This is a genomic window from Streptomyces sp. MMG1533, assembly GCF_001279775.1.
Lineage (GTDB): Bacteria > Actinomycetota > Actinomycetes > Streptomycetales > Streptomycetaceae > Streptomyces.
On the sequence record NZ_LGDG01000017.1, the window covers coordinates 106,938 to 124,576 of the forward strand.

Consider the following 17,639-nt stretch of genomic DNA (forward strand, 5'->3'; position numbering starts at 1 on the left):
CGCGGGCGTCAGGCGCGGGTACCGCCGGTACCCGCGGCACAACCGAGAAACTCAAGGAGAACGGCCATGGCCGTCGTCACGATGCGGGAGCTGCTGGAAAGCGGCGTCCACTTCGGTCACCAGACCCGTCGTTGGAACCCGAAGATGAAGCGCTTCATCTTCACGGAGCGCAACGGCATCTACATCATCGACCTGCTCCAGTCGCTGTCGTACATCGACCGCGCCTACGAGTTCGTCAAGGAGACCGTGGCCCACGGCGGCACGGTCATGTTCGTCGGCACGAAGAAGCAGGCGCAGGAGGCCATCGCCGAGCAGGCCACCCGCGTCGGCATGCCCTACGTCAACCAGCGCTGGCTGGGCGGCATGCTCACCAACTTCTCGACCGTCTACAAGCGTCTGCAGCGCCTCAAGGAGCTCGAGCAGATCGACTTCGAGGACGTCGCCGCGTCCGGTCTGACCAAGAAGGAGCTTCTCGTGCTCTCGCGCGAGAAGGCCAAGCTGGAGAAGACCCTCGGTGGTATCCGCGAGATGCAGAAGGTGCCCAGCGCCGTCTGGATCGTGGACACCAAGAAGGAGCACATCGCGGTCGGTGAGGCCCGGAAGCTCAACATCCCGGTCGTCGCCATCCTCGACACCAACTGCGACCCCGACGAGGTCGACTACAAGATCCCGGGCAACGACGACGCGATCCGCTCCGTCACGCTGCTCACCCGTGTGATCGCGGACGCGGTCGCCGAGGGCCTCATCTCCCGCTCCGGTGTCGCCACCGAGGGCAAGGGCGACAAGGCCGCGGGCGAGCCGCTGGCCGCGTGGGAGCGCGACCTGCTCGAGGGCGAGAAGAAGGCCGACGAGGCCGAGGCCCCCGCTGCTGAGGCTCCCGCTGCTGAGGCTCCGGCTGCCGAGGCTGCCGCCGAGGCCCCCGCCGCTGAGGCTCCGGCCGAGGCCGCTGCTGAGGCTCCGGCCGAGGCTGCCGCCGAAGCCCCCGCCGCCGAGGCCCCCGCCGCGGACGCCGAGCAGGCCTGACCCCTCACCATCTTCGGGTTCTGGACGGCGGGGGCCCACGAAGCCCCCGCCGTCCGGCGCCCGTAGATCTTCGGACTTCGAGAGAGATTCCAGAATCATGGCGAACTACACCGCCGCCGACGTCAAGAAGCTCCGCGAGCTCACCGGCGCTGGCATGATGGACTGCAAGAAGGCGCTGGACGAGGCCGAGGGCAACGTCGAGAAGGCCGTCGAGGCGCTCCGTATCAAGGGCCAGAAGGGCGTCGCCAAGCGCGAGGGCCGCTCCGCCGAGAACGGCGCCGTGGTCTCGATCATCGCCGACGACAACTCCTCCGGCGTCCTCGTCGAGCTGAAGTGCGAGACGGACTTCGTCGCCAAGGGTGACAAGTTCCAGGCCGTCGCCAACACGATCGCCGAGCACGTCGCCAAGAGCTCCCCGGCCGACCTCGAGGCGCTGCTCGCCTCCGAGATCGAGCCCGGCAAGACCGTCCAGGCGTTCGTGGACGAGGCCAACGCCAACCTCGGCGAGAAGATCGTCCTGGACCGCTTCGCGCAGTTCGCGGACGGCTTCGTGACGGCGTACATGCACCGCACGATGCCCGACCTGCCGCCGCAGATCGGTGTCCTCGTCGAGCTCGACAAGCCCAACGCCGAGATCGCCAAGGGCATCGCCCAGCACATCGCCGCGTTCGCGCCGAAGTACCTCTCCAAGGAGGACGTGCCGGCCGACGTCGTCGAGTCCGAGCGCCGCGTCGCCGAGGAGACCACCCGCGCCGAGGGCAAGCCCGAGGCCGCCCTGCCGAAGATCGTCGAGGGTCGCCTCAACGGCTTCTTCAAGGACGCCACGCTGCTCGGCCAGCCGTACGCGCTCGACAACAAGAAGTCCGTCCAGAAGGTTCTGGACGAGGCGGGTGTCACCCTGAAGCGCTTCACGCGCATCAAGGTCGGCATCTGAGTCCGTACCGCGACCGACGCGCGACCCCGATAGGGTCGGCAGCAGTCGTCCGCGTACGCCGTCACATGTGTGGCGGACGGCAGCAGATCTGACGAGGAGGCCATTGCCGCGCATGGGTTGCGAACGACACCCCACCGGCAATGGCCTCCTCGTATGTGCACCATGAGGAGAACGCCATGACCACCAAGGCCCAGAAGAGCGACGACGGCAAAGTACGCGGGCGGTTTCTGCTGAAGCTGTCCGGAGAGGCGTTCGCCGGTGGCGGGGGCCTGGGCGTCGACCCCGATGTGGTGCACAAGATGGCCCGCGAGATCGCGGCGGTCGTGCGGGACGGCGCGGAGATCGCCGTCGTCATCGGCGGCGGCAACTTCTTCCGCGGTGCCGAACTGCAGCAGCGCGGCATGGACCGGGCCCGCTCGGACTACATGGGCATGCTCGGCACGGTCATGAACTGCCTCGCCCTCCAGGACTTCCTGGAGAAGGAGGGCATCCAGTCACGGGTGCAGACCGCCATCACCATGGGGCAGGTCGCCGAGCCGTACATTCCGCTGCGTGCCATCCGGCACCTGGAGAAGGGCCGCGTGGTCATCTTCGGCGCCGGTATGGGCATGCCGTACTTCTCCACCGACACCACCGCCGCCCAGCGCGCCCTGGAGATCGACGCCGAGGCGCTGCTCATGGGCAAGAACGGCGTGGACGGGGTCTACGACTCCGACCCGAAGACCAACCCCGACGCGGTCAAGTTCGACGCCCTCGGCTACGGCGAGGTCATCACGCGTGACCTCAAGGTCGCCGACGCCACGGCCGTCACACTGTGCCGCGACAACAAGCTCCCGATCCTGGTGTTCGAGCTTCTGGCCGAGGGCAATATCGCGCGCGCCGTCAAGGGTGAGAAGATCGGCACGCTTGTGGGTGACCAAGTCAGCCAGGGCTGATGACCCTGACCGGGGGATGGACAATGTCCTGCCGGTCGGGAACCGTGCAGGAAGAAGACGCGACGCAGCCGGCCGCCGCCCCCACCAAGGAACCGCAGCCGGGCCTACTCAAGACACGCAGGAGCAAGTGGTGATCGAAGAGACCCTCCTCGAGGCCGAGGAGAAGATGGAGAAGGCCGTCGTGGTCGCCAAGGAGGACTTCGCCGCGATCCGCACCGGCCGTGCGCACCCGGCGATGTTCAACAAGATCGTGGCCGACTACTACGGCGCGCCGACGCCGATCAACCAGCTGGCTTCGTTCTCCGTGCCGGAGCCGCGCATGGCGGTCGTGACCCCGTTCGACAAGAGCGCGCTGCGCAACATCGAGCAGGCGATCCGCGACTCCGACCTGGGCGTCAACCCGAGCAACGACGGCAACATCATCCGTGTGGTGTTCCCCGAGCTCACCGAGGAGCGCCGCCGCGACTACATCAAGGTCGCCAAGGGCAAGGGCGAGGACGCCAAGGTGTCCATCCGCGCCGTTCGCCGCAAGGCCAAGGACGCCATCGACAAGCTGATCAAGGACGGCGAGGTCGGCGAGGACGAGGGCCGTCGTGCGGAGAAGGAGCTCGACGACACCACCGCGAAGTACGTCGCCCAGGTGGACGAGCTCCTCAAGCACAAGGAAGCGGAGCTGCTCGAGGTCTGATGAACGACTCTTCCTGGGGCTCTCCGCCACACACCGGGCCGCAAGCCGGGTACTGGGGGCCCACCGACCAGGGGCCTGTCCAGGGGGCCGCCCCGGCGGGTCCCACGTACGATGCGCATGACGCGCAACAGACTCGCCCCATGCCCATCGTGCCCGACGTACCCGCACATGGCGGAGACCAGGATGACGACCGGGGGGCCGCTCGGCTGAGCGGCCCCTTGTTCCGCGACGAGACGCCGCAGCCGCCGTACGACGTACGGCAGTCGCCGCCGTACGACCCGCCGCAGGCCTCGTCCTACGGCCCTGACGACATGCCGCAGACGCCGTCCTACGGGGCGGCGCCGCAGAATCCGGAGCCCATGCCCGACTCCTCGCAGCCGGCGTCCGCGCCGCAGAAGAAGAGCGCGGGTCGTGACCTGAGTGCGGCCATAGGGGTCGGTGTCGGTCTTGGTGTGGTGATCGTCGCGTCGCTGTTCGTCGTCAAGGCCGCCTTCGTCGGCGTGATCGCGGTCGCCGTCGTGGTGGGTCTGTGGGAGCTGACCAGGCGGCTGGAGGAGCGCAAGGGCATCAAGGCGCCCCTCGTCCCGCTCGCGCTCGGCGGCGCGGCCATGGTCGTCTCGGGGTACGTCCGGGGTGCCGAGGGCGCGTGGGTGGCGATGGCGCTCACCGCGCTGGCCGTCCTGGTCTGGCGGATGACGGAGCCGCCGGAGGGCTACCTCAAGGACGTCACCGCGGGCGTCTTCGCGGCCTTCTACGTCCCGTTCCTGGCCACGTTCGTCGCCATGATGCTCACGGCCGACGACGGCTCGCGTCGCGTGCTGACGTTCCTGCTGCTGACCGTCGTCAGCGACACCGGGGCGTACGCCATCGGCTGGCGCTTCGGCAAGCACAAGCTCGCCCCGCGCATCAGCCCGGGCAAGACCCGCGAGGGCCTGCTCGGCGCGGTGAGCTTCGCCATGGTGGCGGGCGCGCTGTGCATGGAGTTCCTGATCGACGACGGGACCTGGTGGCAGGGGCTGGTGCTGGGCTTCGCCGTCGCTGCCAGCGCCACGCTGGGCGACCTCGGCGAGTCGATGATCAAGCGGGACCTGGGCATCAAGGACATGGGCACGCTGCTGCCGGGGCACGGCGGCATCATGGACCGTCTGGACTCGCTCCTGCCGACGGCTCCCGTGGTGTGGCTGCTGCTGGTGGTCTTCGTCGGGTCCGGCTGACCGTCGCACGTCCTCGGGTCCGTTGGCAGTTGTACGTCGTTTTCGTGGGGCCCTCGCTTCGGCGGGGGCCCCACGTGTTCCGGGCGATGGCCTCCCGGGCCGCCGAGTGGGACGATTCCGGTGTAAGCCCTCAAATGGGTTCACTCTGGAAGGAGGGTGCGATGTCCGCCATCCGAGAAGTGATCGACGTCGACTGCAGCCCCGGCGAGGTCTACACGTATGTCACGGACCCCTCCCATCTGCCGGACTGGCAGCTGAGCGCGGTCTCCGCACAGCGGCTCGACGAGGGCCCGCTGCACGAGGGTTCCCGGGTCCGGGTCACCCGGCGTGTCGGCAGCCGCGAGATGCCGATGACCGTGGAGTTCACCGAGGTCGTCCCGCCGCTCAGCTGGGGGCTGCACGGTGTCGACGGCCCCGTCAGGCCGCGCGTCCACGGTGAGATCGAGCCGCTCGACGAGGGCCGACGCTCCCGTGTCACGATCGACATCGACTTCGAGGGCCACGGCCTCGGCAGGGTCCTCGTACCTCTCGTCGTCCGCCCACAGCTCCGCAAGGAGCTGCCGCGCGACGAGCAGCTGCTCAAGGACCGGCTGGAGCACCCGACGGCGTAGACCACCTGGTGGGCGGGCCATTAGGGTCCGTCCATGGGGCAGGCGAGGCTGGGTGACGACGGCAGGTATCACGGTGATCTGCCGTGCCAGTGGTGCGGTGCGCTGATCGACCAGGGCGGGCGGCGCCGGGTGAGGCGGTACTGCGGGGGGTGGCACCGGACAAGGCTCTACGTCACTCGGGTCGTGGTCGTGATCACCGGCGCCTTCTGAGCCGACCGGGGCATCCGATCGGATCTGCGCCACGGCCTGGCAGCCTGTGCTGGGTCTTCCCCTTACGCGGGGTCTTCGGGATTCTTCCCGGTGTGATGGACGGCTTTCCCGGCAAGCTCGTCGAGGCCGCCCAGGCCCGTCGGCGGGCTGTGAACGCGCGCCACCGGGTCGCCCTCGCCCGCTCCGGAGCCCGCTTCGAACGGGGGCAGCTCATCGAACGTCCCGAGATCCTCGCGGCATGATCAAGGCCAGCCCATCCCTCGGGAGGTCCGACGTGGCATGGTCCGAACACGTGGTGGTGCGAGACGGCATCCGTCTTGTCTGCCGGGACTGGGGCGGGCCGGGACAGCCCATCATGTTGCTGCACGGCCTGGCTGGTCACGCGGGTGAATGGGACACGACGGCACGGTGGTTGAGCTCCCGGTACCGGGTCGTCGCGGTCGACCAGCGCGGGCACGGTGCCAGCGAGCGCCGCCCGCAGGACGTGTCGCGCGCCGCCTACGTCGCCGACGTCATCGCCGTTGCCGATCAGCTGGCGCTGCGGCGGCCTGTCCTGGTCGGCCAGTCGCTGGGCGGGCACACGGCCATGCTCACCGCCGCTGCGCATCCCGGGCTGGTCCGCGCGCTCGTGCTCATCGAGGCCGGCCCCGGGGGTCCAAACCCGAACGGTCCCGTGGACATCGGCGGATGGCTCGACTCGTGGCCGACACCGTTCCCCTCACGCGAGGCGGCAGCCGCGTTCCTGGGAGGCGGACCGGTCGGCGCGGGCTGGGCGGCCGGGCTGGAGGAACGCGAGGACGGATGGTGGCCTCGCTTCGACCGGGACGTGATGGTCCGCTCGCTGGCGGAGAACGCCCAGCGATCCTTCCGGCACGAGTGGGGGCAGGTCGCTTGTCCCACGCTGGTCGTCCTGGCCCAATCCAGCTTCATCCCTGCCCAGGAAGCCGACGAGATGCTCCGGCAGCGACCCGCAGCCATGTCCATGAGCATCCCCGGCACAGGCCACGACCTGCACCTGGAACAGCCTGAAACCCTGCACACCGCACTTTCGGACTTCCTCCGGGGCCTCGCCTGAGAACACCAAAGCCAGGCCTGCGCTTGACAATTACTCCCGCGAACGAGGGTCGGGCGGTGTCAGCCTGCCGGTCATGACTCGCAACCGAAAGGGCTGTGCCGCGTAGGCGCCCCTCACGCCTCCGGGCGGACAACAGGCACTTTGCTGCGCACCGCAGCTACTCGAACATCGGTCGGCTGTCCGGCCCAGCTCAAGCACAGATCATCCAGTTGGAGCGAACGCGCCTTCAGCCCGGCCTGATTCAGCAGGCTCTTGTTCGGTGGGCTGCCGTCGCAAGGGCACCACGAGATCAGCTCCCTTCGCCGTTCAGCGACCGGTGCGGCGTCCCGGAGTGCTGCCCCGAACCGGCGGACGAGCGAGGCCTGCTGGTCGCGGGAGCTCCGCAGCATCGTCCGGCCTCTCGATCTGAAGATCCTCAAACGTCCCGACGCCCTGCCATACGGCGACCCACCGCATGGTTGGTGGCGGACCGACGGCCTTCTGACTGGACCAAGCCCCAGCCCCAGCCGACCTGCGCAGATGCGCCCGCAGGCCGCAGGCCCCGCAGGCCCGCCGGGTCGGGCCGTCTGCGGGCCGTCCGAGGGGACCCACGACGGCCAGGGACGGCCAGGGACGGCCAGGGACGACCAGGGACGACCGACAACGACCACCGTGCACGCCTCGGCCTCCAGGCCACACGATTCGATCTGCGACACTGGATGAGTTATGCCTGCACCCGGAGAACTCACTTTCGTCGCCCCGCGCGGAGCCAAGAAGCCGCCGCGGCACCTTGCCGACCTCACGCCCGCCGAGCGCAAGGAAGCGGTGGCCGCGGTCGGTGAGAAGCCGTTTCGAGCCAAGCAGCTCTCGCAGCACTACTTCGCGCGGTACGCGCACGACCCGCAGGAGTGGACCGACATTCCGGCCGGTTCCCGCGGCCGGCTCCAGGAGGCGCTGCTTCCGGAGCTGATGTCGGTCGTCCGGCATCTGTCGACCGACCAGGACACCACCCGCAAGACGCTGTGGCGGCTGTTCGACGGGACGCTCGTCGAGTCGGTGCTGATGCGCTACCCGGACCGGGTGACCATGTGCATCAGCTCCCAGGCGGGATGCGGGATGAACTGCCCGTTCTGCGCCACCGGCCAGGCGGGCCTGGACCGGAACCTGTCCACCGCCGAGATCGTGCACCAGATCGTGGACGGGATGCGGGCCCTCAGGGACGGCGAGATCCCCGGTGGTCCCGCGCGGCTCAGCAACATCGTGTTCATGGGTATGGGCGAGCCGCTGGCCAACTACAACCGGGTCGTCGGTGCCATCCGGCGGCTCACCGACCCCGAGCCGGACGGACTCGGGCTCTCGCAGCGCGGGATCACCGTCTCGACGGTCGGACTCGTCCCGGCGATCAACCGCTTCGCCGACGAGGGCTTCAAGTGTCGTCTCGCCATCTCGCTGCACGCGCCTGACGACGAGCTGCGCGACACCCTCGTCCCCGTGAACACGCGGTGGAAGGTGCGTGAGGTCCTCGACGCCGGCTTCGAGTACGTGGAGAGATCCGGGCGCCGGCTGTCCATCGAGTACGCGCTGATCCGGGACATCAACGACCAGGCATGGCGGGGTGACCGGCTCGGGCGGCTGCTCAGGGGCAAGCCCGTGCACGTCAACCTGATCCCGCTGAACCCGACGCCGGGTTCGAAGTGGACCGCCTCCCGTCCCGAGGACGAGAAGGCGTTCGTCGAGGCCATCGCCGCCCATGGGGTGCCGGTCACCGTCCGGGACACCCGTGGACAGGAGATCGACGGGGCGTGTGGTCAGCTCGCCGCGACCGAGCGGTAGTGTGACGTCCGTACGTACATCTTCATATTCCGACAGGGGAGCGCCACAGCGCTGAGAGTGCGGCACCGGCCGCAGACCCTCTGAACCTCGCCCAGGTCATTCTGGGTAGGAAGTTCGGTCACTACTCGAGCTGTTGCGCCCTGCCCGGGAGCCCTCGGATGTCCCGAGGCGCCCGGGCAGGGCCGCGTCTCTTCCTGGTCACCCCCAGGAGGAATCCAGTGAGCATCACCAAGAAGGCCACGGTTGTGGCCGTGGGACTCGGTCTCGTCACGTTGTCCGCGTGCGGGTCGTCGTCCGACGCCGGCAGCTCCGGCTCCGGCTCCAAGACCGTGACCCTCGTCAGCCATGACTCGTGGGCCGTCTCGAAGAACGTCCTGGCGGACTTCGAGAAGCAGTCCGGCTACAAGGTCAAGGTCCTCAAGGACGGCGATGCCGGGCAGGCCGTGAACAAGGCGATCCTGACCAAGGACAACCCGCAGGGCGACGTCTTCTTCGGCGTCGACAACACCCTGCTGTCGAGGGCGCTCGACAACGGGCTCTTCCAGTCGTACGAGGCGAAGGGCTCCGAGCTGGTCCTGTCCGACTACCGGGCCGACCGCGACAAGCACCGCGTCACGCCGATCGACACGGGCGACATCTGCGTCAACTACGACAAGGCGTACTTCAGCGAGCACAAGCTGACCCCGCCGAACTCGTTCGACGACCTGATCAAGCCGGAGTACAAGAACCTCCTCGTCACCGAGAACGCCTCCACCTCCTCGCCCGGCCTCGGCTTCCTGCTCGGGACCGCCGCCGAGTACGGCGATGGGGGCACCTCCCGCTCGAGCGAAGCCGAGAGTGGGGGAGGATGGCAGGACTACTGGAAGAAGCTCAAGGCCAACGGCGTCAAGGTCGTCGACGGCTGGGAGCAGGCCTACAACGAGGAGTTCTCCGGCTCGGCCGGCGGCAAGCAGGCCAAGGCCGACCGCCCGCTCGTCGTCTCCTACGCGTCCTCGCCGCCCGCCGAGGTGATCTACGCCGACCCGAAGCCGAAGACGGCTCCCACCGGCGTCGCCACCGGTACCTGCTTCCGCCAGGTCGAGTACGCCGGCCTGCTGAGCAACGCGAAGAACGCCAAGGGCGGCAAGGCGCTGCTCGACTTCCTGCTCACCAAGGAGTTCCAGGAGGACATGCCGCTGAACATGTTCGTGTACCCGGTGCGGGACGGCGCCCGGGTGCCGGCCGAGTTCACCGAGTACGGTCCGCAGGCCGAGGACCCCGAGACCCTGGCCCCGGACAAGATCGCCGACCACCGTGACCAGTGGGTCAAGTCGTGGACCTCGCTCGTACTGAAGTGACCCCGCGCTTCAAGGGGAACGCGGCGCGGCTCGGCCTCATCACCGTGCCCGTCGCGTTCTTCGCGCTCTTCTTCGCCTACCCCGTCGCCGCGATCGTCGCCCGCGGACTCAAGATCGACGGCGAGTGGCACCTCGGCCGGATCGCGGACGTGCTCGCCCAGTCCGACGTCCGGCACGTGCTGTGGTTCACCACCTGGCAGGCGCTCGCCTCCACCGTGCTCACCCTGCTGATCGCGCTGCCCGGCGCGTATGTCTTCGCCCGCTTCGACTTCCCCGGCAAGCAGATCCTGCGGGCTGTCGTCACCGTCCCGTTCGTGCTGCCGACGGTCGTCGTGGGTACGGCGTTCCTGGCGCTCGTCGGGCGCGGCGGGCTGTTGGACGAGCTGTGGGGCGTACGCCTCGACACGACCGTGTGGGCGATCCTGCTGGCGCACGTCTTCTTCAACTACGCGGTGGTCGTACGGACGGTCGGCGGGCTCTGGTCCCAGCTCGACCCGCGGCAGGAGGAGGCCGCGCGGATGCTGGGCGCGTCCCGCATGCGGGCCTGGCGGCAGGTGACGCTGCCCGCGCTGGGGCCCGCCGTGGCCGCCGCCGCGCTCATGGTGTTCCTGTTCACCTTCACCTCCTTCGGTGTGGTGCAGATCCTCGGCGGGCCGACCTTCTCGACGCTCGAAGTGGAGATCTACCGGCAGACGTCCGAGATCTTCGACCTGTCCACGGCCGCCGTGCTGACGCTGATCCAGTTCGTGGCGGTGGGCGCGATCCTCGCCCTGCACGCGGGGACCGTACGGCGGCGGGAGACCGCCCTGCGGCTGGTGGACGCGTCCGTGACCGCGCGCCGGCCGCGCGGGGCCGGGCAGTGGGCGCTGCTCGGCGGCGTCCTCGTCTCCGTCGTCGTCCTGCTCCTGCTGCCGCTCGCCGTGCTGGTGCAGCGGTCGCTGGACGCGCCCGACTTCGCGTACTACCGCGCGCTGACCAGCGAGGACGGCGGGATCTTCCTGGTGCCGCCGATCGAGGCGATCGGCAATTCGCTGCAGTACGCCGTCGTGGCCACCGTCATCGCCGTGCTGATCGGCGGTCTGGCCGCGGTGGCGCTCACCCGCCGGGACGCGGGGCGGTTCGTGCGCGGGTTCGACGCGCTGCTGATGCTGCCGCTGGGGGTGTCCGCGGTGACCGTCGGGTTCGGGTTCCTGATCGCGCTGGACGAGCCGCCGCTGGATCTGCGGTCCTCGTGGATCCTGGTGCCGCTCGCGCAGGCGCTGGTCGGCGTCCCCTTCGTCGTACGGACCATGCTGCCGGTGCTGCGGGCGGTGGACGTACGGCTGCGGGAGGCGGCGGCCGTGCTCGGGGCGTCGCCGTGGCGGGTGTGGCGCGAGGTGGATCTGCCGATGGTGCGGCGGGCGCTGCTGATCGCGGCGGGGTTCGCCTTCGCGGTGTCGCTCGGGGAGTTCGGGGCGACGGTGTTCATCGCGCGGCCCGACAACCCGACCCTGCCGGTCGCCGTGGCGCGGCTGCTCGGGCGGGCCGGGGCGCTCAACTACGGCCAGGCGATGGCCCTTTCGACGATTCTGATGATCGTGTGCGCGGTGGCGCTGCTGGTGCTCGAGCGGCTGCGGACCGACCGGATGGGGGAGTTCTAGATGCTGCTGAGCCTTGAGGACGCGACCGTACGGTTCGGTGGGCGGGCCGTGCTGGACGAGGTCGGCCTCGGCGTCGCCGAGCACGAGATCGTGTGCGTGCTCGGGCCCAGCGGCAGCGGCAAGTCGACGCTGCTGCGGGCGGTGGCGGGGCTCCAACCCCTGGACGGCGGGAGGGTGTTGCTCGACGGACGCGACCAGGCGGGCGTGCCCGCGCACAAGCGCGGGGTCGGGCTGATGTTCCAGGACCACCAGCTGTTCCCGCAGCGGGACGTGGGCGGGAACGTGGCGTTCGGGCTGCGGATGCACGGGGCGTCGAAGGGTCAACAGGGCGAGCGAGTGCGGGAGTTGCTCGATCTCGTCGGGCTGCCGGGGGCTGGCCGCCGGGCCGTTGCCTCGCTCTCCGGCGGCGAGCAGCAGCGGGTGGCGCTGGCCCGGGCCCTGGCGCCCCGGCCGCGGCTGCTGATGCTGGACGAGCCGCTCGGGCAGCTCGACCGCTCGCTGCGGGAGCGGCTCGTCGTCGAACTGCGGGAGCTCTTCGGCCGGTTGGGCACCACCGTGCTGGCCGTGACCCACGATCAGGGTGAGGCCTTCGCGCTCGCCGACCGGGTCGTGGTGATGCGGGACGGGCGGATCGCCCAGACGGGCACGCCCCTTGAGGTGTGGCAGCGGCCGGCGGACGAGTTCGTGGCCCGCTTCCTCGGCTTCGAGAACGTGGTCGAGGGCACGGTCGCCGGGGAGGCCGCGGACACGCCGTGGGGCAAGCTGCCGGTCCCTGCGGGGGCTGCTCAGGGGGTGCGGTCCCTGTTGGTGCGGCCTGCGGGCGTACGGGTGGTGGGTGCGGACGAGGGGCTGCGGTGTGTGGTGGCCGCGCGGACGTTCAGGGGCACGCATGTCGCCGTACATCTGCAGCCCGAGGAGGACGCGCCGCGGCTGGAGGCGGCGTGTGCGCTGCGGGTGGCGCCGGAGGTCGGTGACGTGGTCGGGGTGGAGTTCGACGCGGGCGATGTCGTGGTGCTCGGCTGATCCGCGGGGCGCCCTGCGTTGACCCGGGCCCCGCGTCTGCCGGCTGTGTGGTGCCCGGTGTTGGGGCTGAGGTCGCGTTGGGTCGCTCGCCCGCGCTGCGGGGTGCCGCTGCGCCCACCCGTGCCGCCCCAGCGGCACGACTGTCCGCAGCTGTGTGCGTGCGGCATGACTGCGCCCACCCGTGCACCCGTGTCGCCCCAGCGGCATGACTGTGCGTGGCTGTGTGTGCATGGCACGAATGACCGCGGCTGGGAGTGACAGCTGTGGCCCGTCTCCTCTGGTGCGAGGGGACGGGCCACGGCGGCGTGTGTGAGGCGTCAGCGGCTGCTGTTCGCCCCGCGGCGGCGCATGCCGAAGAACACGGCGCCGCCACCGATCGCGACCAGGGCGGCCGCGATACCGGCGATGATGCCGGTGTTGGAGTTCGCGCCGGTCTCGGCGAGGTTGGACTCACCGGCCGCGGGCGACGGAGCGCTGCTCGCGGTGTCCGCGGGGGCGGTGCTGCTGCTCTCCGACGCCGACGGGGTCGGGGTGTCGGTCTCCTCGGCCGGGGTCGAGGCGGACTCCGACGGCGTCGGGGTGGGCGTCGGCGTCGGCGTGTCCTCGGTCTTGCAGGCCGTGGACGGGGTCTTCAGGTTGGGCTTGATGTCCTCGTCGACGTAGGTCTCGGCCTTGACGTGGATGCGGTACTGGGCGTTCGGCAGCCAGTCCTCTTCGAAGGTGATCGTGACGCCGTCGCGCGAGCCCTTGACGACCTGTTCGCCGATCTTCTTCACGTCGGCACCGTTGCTCTCGAGGAACACGGAGACGGTGGCCGGGACACCGCCGGGGTCCACGTCGGTGACGGTGATGACGCCCTTGGTGCCGTCGCACTTGGCTTCGGCGGAGAACTCCTTGATGTTGCAGGCGAGCGCGTTGCCGGCGACGCCGAGCGTGAGCGCGGCCGTGGCGGATGCGACACCGAGGATGCGCACGGAACGTGCGACGGTACGGCGAGTTATGGACACGTTTGTCCTTCACGAGTTAAGCAACTGCGGGGGGCTGATGGGATGTTGGGACACCAACATCCCCAGGAGGCTCACAGGTCTATAAGCGCTGCATAAGAAGTGTCAACGCATATGCAGGTTACAAGCGTTTGCTTTACCGTCTGTTTAACCGCCGAGACGTTTCAGTGCCCCCGGCGCCTCCTCGATCCGGTCAACCAGGGCGATTCGGGCCTCCATTGAACGCTCCCGCGCGAGCGCCTGAAGAAGCGGCCACGTGGGCAGTCGCTCCGTCCAGTGGGCGCGGCCCACGAGGACCATCGGCGTGGGCTCGCCGCGCGACTCGTAGTAGTTCGGCGTCGCGTTGTCGAAGATCTCCTGAACGGTCCCGGCCGCGCCCGGCAGGAAGACCACACCCGCGGTGGAGCGGGCCAGCAGGCCGTCCTCGCGGGTGGCGTTGGCGAAGTACTTGGCGATGTGCGAGGCGAAGGCGTTCGGCGGCTCGTGGCCGTAGAACCACGTCGGGATGCCGACGGAGGTACCGCCCTTCGGCCACCTGGTGCGCACCTCGAAGGCGGCCGACGCCCAGTCGGTGATCGACGGGGTGAACTTCGGCGCCTTGGCGAGGAGTCGGAGCGACTCGGTCAGCATCGCGTTGTCGTACGGGGCGGCGTACGCGCCGAGGTTCGCCGCCTCCATCGCGCCCGGGCCGCCTCCGGTGGCGACCGTGTAGCCGGCGCGGGCCAGCTCCCGGCCGAGCCGCGCGGCGCCGGCGTACTCCTCCGTGCCGCGGGCCATCGCGTGGCCGCCCATCACCCCCACCACGCGCGTCCCGCGCAGGAGTTCGTCGAGGGCGTCCGAGACGGCGTCGTCGTGGATGGAGCGCAGCATCGAGGCGAATATGTCGCCGTCGGCCTTGGTCTGCTGGAACCAGGCGTACGCGCGGGCGTCGGGCGTCGCCTCGTAGCCGTCCGGCAGGGACGCGAACAGCTCGTCGGGGGAGTAGAGCAGGCCCCGGTACGGATCGAAGGGCAGGTCGGGGACGGGCAGGAAGACCATCGCGCCGTCCGCCCGGACCTTGGCCGCCGCGTCCTGGCGCATGGGGCAGCCGAGAAAGACCGCACCCGCCGTGTCCGTCGTGAGCAACTCCCGCGTACGGTCCGTCAGATCGACGGCCTGTACCCGGAATCCGGCGAGCGTGGCACGGGCCGAGACGGTCGCGTCGAACTCGTCGAGGCTCTCGATCTCACGGTCGTTGTGGTGGGCCGCATGGGCGGGCATCGTCTGCACCCGCCCATGCTAGGCACAGCGCGTTCAGCTCTCGATGGCGGACGGGTCCATCCACACGACCTCCCAGGTGTGGCCGTCGAGGTCGTCGAAGGAGCGGCCGTACATGAAGCCGTGGTCCTGGGTCTCGCCGGCCGGGGAGCCGCCCGCCGCGAGCGCCTTCTCGACCAGCTCGTCGACCTTCTCGCGGCTCTCGGCGCTCAGGGCGACGAGCACCTCGCTGGTCTTCGTGGCGTCGGCGATCTCCTTCTTGGTGAAGGACGCGTAGAAGGGCTTGGTGAGCAGCATGGCGACGATGGTGTCGCTGATCACCACGGAGGCCGCGTTGTCGTCGCTGAACTGCGGGTTGATCGAGTAGCCCAGCTCCGTGAAGAACTTCTTCGAGGCGTCGAGGTCGTTCACGGCCAGGTTCACGAAGATCATCTGCTGGTACGTCGAGGTCATCGGTCTCTCCCGTCGGGTGCGTGGTGTTCGTTGGGGTAGACGGTGCGGTGCCGCGGAACTCATCGGCCGACGGGGACTTTTCTCGTGCGCCGTTCAGCGGGCCAGCGGCAGCGCCGCCAGCTCGGCGACGATCAGCGTGAGCGGGCCGAACACGGACAGCAGCGCGCCGGCACGGAGGGCGGCGGCACTGCGCAGCACCGTGGCGGGGGCGCCGAGCCGCAGCAGCGCGGCCGTGGTGTCGGCGCGGGCGTGCTTGGCCTCGACGGCGGCGGTGAGGAGGGTCGCCACCGTGCAGCCGGTCACCAGGAGCAGGCCGAGGGCGGTCAGCGGGCCGAAGGAGGGTTCCGCCGTGTCGTACAGCGCCGCCATGGCGTACGCGCCCGACGCCACCGCGCAGACGACGCCGAGGGGACGGCCGATGCGGGTGGCTTCCGCCATGAGGACGCGGCCGGCGAGGAGGCGGAGGGCGCCGGGGCGGGCGGTCTGGAGGAGGTGGCCGCAGAGGTGGGTGAGGCCGGGGCCGGCGAGGGCGAGGCCGGTGGCGGTGAGGATCCAGCCGAGGAGGACGGAGACGGGGCCGGTGCTTGCCAGGCCGCCGGGCATGGTGAGAGGGGTGCCGGTCGCGGTGCGGGTGGCGTACGCCTCCACCGCGAGGCCCGCGGCGAGTACGGCGATGCCCCAGGGGAGCCCGCGGGGGGCCTCTTGGGGAGGCGGGGGGAGGGTGCCGGGGTCCGGGTCGGCGGCGGGGGTGTCCAGGGGCGGTGCCGGGAAGTGGTGGGTGTCGCTCGCCCGCGTTTGCGGGGTGCCGCCTCTCAGCGGGTCGGGAGCCGTCCCGGCGGCACGAGTGGCTGCAGGCTGCGTGGCCCGGTCGGTCGCGGGCTGCGTGGGTCGGCCGCCCGCACCTCGCAGGCGGGTGCCGAAGCGGCCGTACGCCCCGAAGGTCTCCCGTGCGGCCGAGTTGCCGTACCCGCCGAAGCCGCCGTACGACCTGGCCGTGGTGCGTGTCGATGCCGCCCTGACGCCCTGTGGCCGCAGTACCCAACCCACCGTCACCGACGCGATCGCCGGCGTCAGGGTCAGCAAGGTGAGGGCGGCCGGCAAGGGCATCGGCTCCTTCGCTGCCAGGAACTCCGCCGCCGCGCCGTCGAAGGGCATGCCCGTCAGGTCGCCTCGCAGGTGGAGGAAGAACAGGAGGGCGAGGAGCGAACCCAGCGTGCAGGAGAGGGCCGTTGTCGTTGCCGCGACGGCCATCAGGCGGGTCGGGCCCAGGCCGATGGCCGAGAGGCCGGGGCGGGGTCTGGCGGCGGGGTCCGTGCGGGCCACCGCGACGGCGAAGTGGACCGTGGCGGCCAGGGGGGTCGCGCACCAGGCCAGGCGGAGGAGCGAGGCGGTGGTTTCGTCCGGGTGGCTCATCGCGTAGCCGAGGGTGCAGAGCAGGAGGAAGCCCGTGCCTGCCGAGGCCGCCGCCACCAGGATGCGGCGCAGTTGGAGGGCCGGGCGGGCGCCGCGGGTCAGACGGAGAGCGAGCACGTGGCCCGGCCTTCCGTCTCGGTGACCGGAGGCAGGTGCACGGTGTTCACGCGCCGTCCGTCCAGCAGCGACACCGTGCGGTCCGCGAGGGCGGCCGTGTCCGCGTCGTGGGTGGCCAGCACCACGGTGATGCCGTGCGAGCGGGCCGCCGTGGTGAGGGTGCGCAGGACGTGGGCGCGGTCGGCGCGGTGCAGGGGTGCCGTCGGCTCGTCGGCGAACAGGACCGTGGGGGCGGGGGCCAGTGCCCGCGCGATGCAGACGCGCTGACGTTCGGACTGGCGCAGTTCGTGCGGGCGTTTGCGGGTGCTGTCGCCGATGTCCAGGCGCTCCAGCCACTCCAGGGCGGCGGTCTTGGCGCGCCGGCGGCCGGTGCCGCGCAGCATCAGGGGGAGGGCCGCGTTCTCCCAGACGTTCAGCTCGGGGACGAGGGCCGGGGCCGGGTCGATCCAGCCGAAGCGGTCGCGGCGCAGGCGTTCGCGGGACGTCGGACCCATGGTGTGCACGGGCGCGCTGTTGAACCAGACCTCGCCGCGCTGCGCGGACACGAGGCCGGACAGACACCGCAGCAGGGTCGACTTGCCGCTGCCGCGCGGGCCGCTGACGGCGAGGATCTCGCCCTCGCGGACGCCGAGCGAGACGCCGGCCAGTGCGGGCGAGCCGTCGTGGTGCGTGAAGTGCAGGGACCGTGCCCAGAGCACGTCGTTGTCCGGCGGGGCCACCATGGGCGTACACCTCGTTCAGATCCGTAATTCCCATTGCCAGTCCCCCGTGCGGGGGAACGAAGGCAGGGCCGATCGGTTACAGGGCACGCTAAGGATCCGGGGCCAAAAGGCAGGACAGCACGCGGCCCGGGTGCACCCTTCTCACTCGTACGGGTGCACCCGGGCCGCTGA

The 17,639-nt window shown here is 70.3% G+C and carries 17 protein-coding genes, 1 pseudogene and 1 riboswitch; of the genes and pseudogenes, 13 read left to right on the plus strand and 5 right to left on the minus strand.

The features are described from left to right. Window positions 1–66 precede the first annotated feature (66 nt). The 13 genes and pseudogenes from rpsB (at window position 67) to ADK57_RS04645 (ending at window position 12,502) form a co-directional block, all read left to right on the plus strand. Complete coding sequence (rpsB, locus tag ADK57_RS04595; protein WP_053748029.1) at window positions 67–1,023, plus strand: 30S ribosomal protein S2; 957 nt, start codon at window positions 67–69, stop codon at window positions 1,021–1,023. 97 nt (window positions 1,024–1,120) lie between these two features. Continuing rightward, on the plus strand, window positions 1,121–1,957 hold the full coding sequence (tsf, locus tag ADK57_RS04600; protein ID WP_053748030.1) for a translation elongation factor Ts: 837 nt from the start codon (window positions 1,121–1,123) through the stop codon (window positions 1,955–1,957). Between the two features lie 176 nt (window positions 1,958–2,133). Continuing rightward, window positions 2,134–2,892 (plus strand): UMP kinase, encoded by a 759-nt coding sequence (gene pyrH, locus ADK57_RS04605; RefSeq protein ID WP_053748031.1) that lies wholly within the window; start codon window positions 2,134–2,136, stop codon window positions 2,890–2,892. A gap of 130 nt (window positions 2,893–3,022) precedes the next feature. Continuing rightward, window positions 3,023–3,580 carry a ribosome recycling factor gene (gene frr, locus ADK57_RS04610; protein WP_053748032.1) on the plus strand — a complete coding sequence of 186 codons (558 nt, stop codon included), beginning with the start codon at window positions 3,023–3,025 and terminating at the stop codon, window positions 3,578–3,580. Further along, a complete protein-coding gene (locus ADK57_RS04615) occupies window positions 3,580–4,794 on the plus strand; it encodes a phosphatidate cytidylyltransferase (RefSeq protein ID WP_078972944.1) in 1,215 nt (404 codons plus the stop codon). Before frr ends, ADK57_RS04615 begins: the two co-directional genes overlap by 1 nt. 161 nt (window positions 4,795–4,955) lie before the next feature. Next, a complete protein-coding gene (locus ADK57_RS04620) occupies window positions 4,956–5,405 on the plus strand; it encodes an SRPBCC family protein (RefSeq protein WP_053748034.1) in 450 nt (149 codons plus the stop codon). 33 nt (window positions 5,406–5,438) lie between these two features. Beyond that, the gene (locus ADK57_RS49780; protein WP_159050010.1) at window positions 5,439–5,615 is read left to right on the plus strand and encodes a hypothetical protein; all 177 of its coding nucleotides are present in this window, start codon (window positions 5,439–5,441) and stop codon (window positions 5,613–5,615) included. Between the two features lie 113 nt (window positions 5,616–5,728). Next, window positions 5,729–5,857: pseudogene (locus ADK57_RS48770) on the plus strand (IS256 family transposase); the annotation flags it as partial. Between the two features lie 32 nt (window positions 5,858–5,889). Then, window positions 5,890–6,690 (plus strand): alpha/beta fold hydrolase, encoded by an 801-nt coding sequence (locus ADK57_RS04625; RefSeq protein ID WP_053748035.1) that lies wholly within the window; start codon window positions 5,890–5,892, stop codon window positions 6,688–6,690. A gap of 705 nt (window positions 6,691–7,395) precedes the next feature. Next, window positions 7,396–8,502: a 23S rRNA (adenine(2503)-C(2))-methyltransferase RlmN gene (gene rlmN, locus ADK57_RS04630; RefSeq protein ID WP_053748036.1), complete on the plus strand. Its 1,107-nt coding sequence runs from the start codon at window positions 7,396–7,398 to the stop codon at window positions 8,500–8,502. A 24-nt stretch (window positions 8,503–8,526) separates the two neighbouring features. Continuing rightward, window positions 8,527–8,632: riboswitch (TPP riboswitch) on the plus strand. 88 nt (window positions 8,633–8,720) lie between these two features. Then, window positions 8,721–9,839 (plus strand): thiamine ABC transporter substrate-binding protein, encoded by a 1,119-nt coding sequence (locus ADK57_RS04635; RefSeq protein WP_053748037.1) that lies wholly within the window; start codon window positions 8,721–8,723, stop codon window positions 9,837–9,839. After that, complete coding sequence (locus ADK57_RS04640; RefSeq protein WP_053748038.1) at window positions 9,815–11,479, plus strand: ABC transporter permease; 1,665 nt, start codon at window positions 9,815–9,817, stop codon at window positions 11,477–11,479. Before ADK57_RS04635 ends, ADK57_RS04640 begins: the two co-directional genes overlap by 25 nt. Continuing rightward, window positions 11,480–12,502, plus strand: coding sequence for an ABC transporter ATP-binding protein (locus tag ADK57_RS04645; RefSeq protein ID WP_053748039.1), 1,023 nt, complete (start codon window positions 11,480–11,482; stop codon window positions 12,500–12,502). A gap of 317 nt (window positions 12,503–12,819) precedes the next feature. On the opposite strand, the gene ADK57_RS04650 is transcribed toward ADK57_RS04645, so the two are convergent. The 5 genes from ADK57_RS04650 to ADK57_RS04670 form a co-directional block, all read right to left on the minus strand. Then, window positions 12,820–13,476, minus strand: coding sequence for an LAETG motif-containing sortase-dependent surface protein (locus ADK57_RS04650; protein WP_107091475.1), 657 nt, complete (start codon window positions 13,474–13,476; stop codon window positions 12,820–12,822). Between the two features lie 177 nt (window positions 13,477–13,653). Then, window positions 13,654–14,775 carry an LOG family protein gene (locus tag ADK57_RS04655; protein WP_053748041.1) on the minus strand — a complete coding sequence of 374 codons (1,122 nt, stop codon included), beginning with the start codon at window positions 14,773–14,775 and terminating at the stop codon, window positions 13,654–13,656. Window positions 14,776–14,799: 24 nt separating this feature from the next. Next, window positions 14,800–15,216: a VOC family protein gene (locus ADK57_RS04660; RefSeq protein WP_053748042.1), complete on the minus strand. Its 417-nt coding sequence runs from the start codon at window positions 15,214–15,216 to the stop codon at window positions 14,800–14,802. 93 nt (window positions 15,217–15,309) lie between these two features. Continuing rightward, complete coding sequence (locus ADK57_RS04665; protein ID WP_053748043.1) at window positions 15,310–16,746, minus strand: hypothetical protein; 1,437 nt, start codon at window positions 16,744–16,746, stop codon at window positions 15,310–15,312. Next, window positions 16,728–17,468 carry an ABC transporter ATP-binding protein gene (locus tag ADK57_RS04670; RefSeq protein ID WP_053748044.1) on the minus strand — a complete coding sequence of 247 codons (741 nt, stop codon included), beginning with the start codon at window positions 17,466–17,468 and terminating at the stop codon, window positions 16,728–16,730. Before ADK57_RS04670 ends, ADK57_RS04665 begins: the two co-directional genes overlap by 19 nt. Window positions 17,469–17,639: the final 171 nt, after the last annotated feature.

Coding starts and splice junctions, on each gene's coding strand:
- rpsB (WP_053748029.1), top strand. CDS start 67: ATGGCCGTCGTCACGATGCGGGAGCTGCTGGAAAGCGGCGTCCACTTC.
- tsf (WP_053748030.1), top strand. CDS start 1,121: ATGGCGAACTACACCGCCGCCGACGTCAAGAAGCTCCGCGAGCTCACC.
- pyrH (WP_053748031.1), top strand. CDS start 2,134: ATGACCACCAAGGCCCAGAAGAGCGACGACGGCAAAGTACGCGGGCGG.
- ADK57_RS04615 (WP_078972944.1), top strand. CDS start 3,580: ATGAACGACTCTTCCTGGGGCTCTCCGCCACACACCGGGCCGCAAGCC.
- ADK57_RS04620 (WP_053748034.1), top strand. CDS start 4,956: ATGTCCGCCATCCGAGAAGTGATCGACGTCGACTGCAGCCCCGGCGAG.
- ADK57_RS49780 (WP_159050010.1), top strand. CDS start 5,439: ATGGGGCAGGCGAGGCTGGGTGACGACGGCAGGTATCACGGTGATCTG.
- rlmN (WP_053748036.1), top strand. CDS start 7,396: ATGCCTGCACCCGGAGAACTCACTTTCGTCGCCCCGCGCGGAGCCAAG.
- ADK57_RS04645 (WP_053748039.1), top strand. CDS start 11,480: ATGCTGCTGAGCCTTGAGGACGCGACCGTACGGTTCGGTGGGCGGGCC.
- ADK57_RS04660 (WP_053748042.1), bottom strand. CDS start 15,216: ATGACCTCGACGTACCAGCAGATGATCTTCGTGAACCTGGCCGTGAAC.
- ADK57_RS04670 (WP_053748044.1), bottom strand. CDS start 17,468: ATGGTGGCCCCGCCGGACAACGACGTGCTCTGGGCACGGTCCCTGCAC.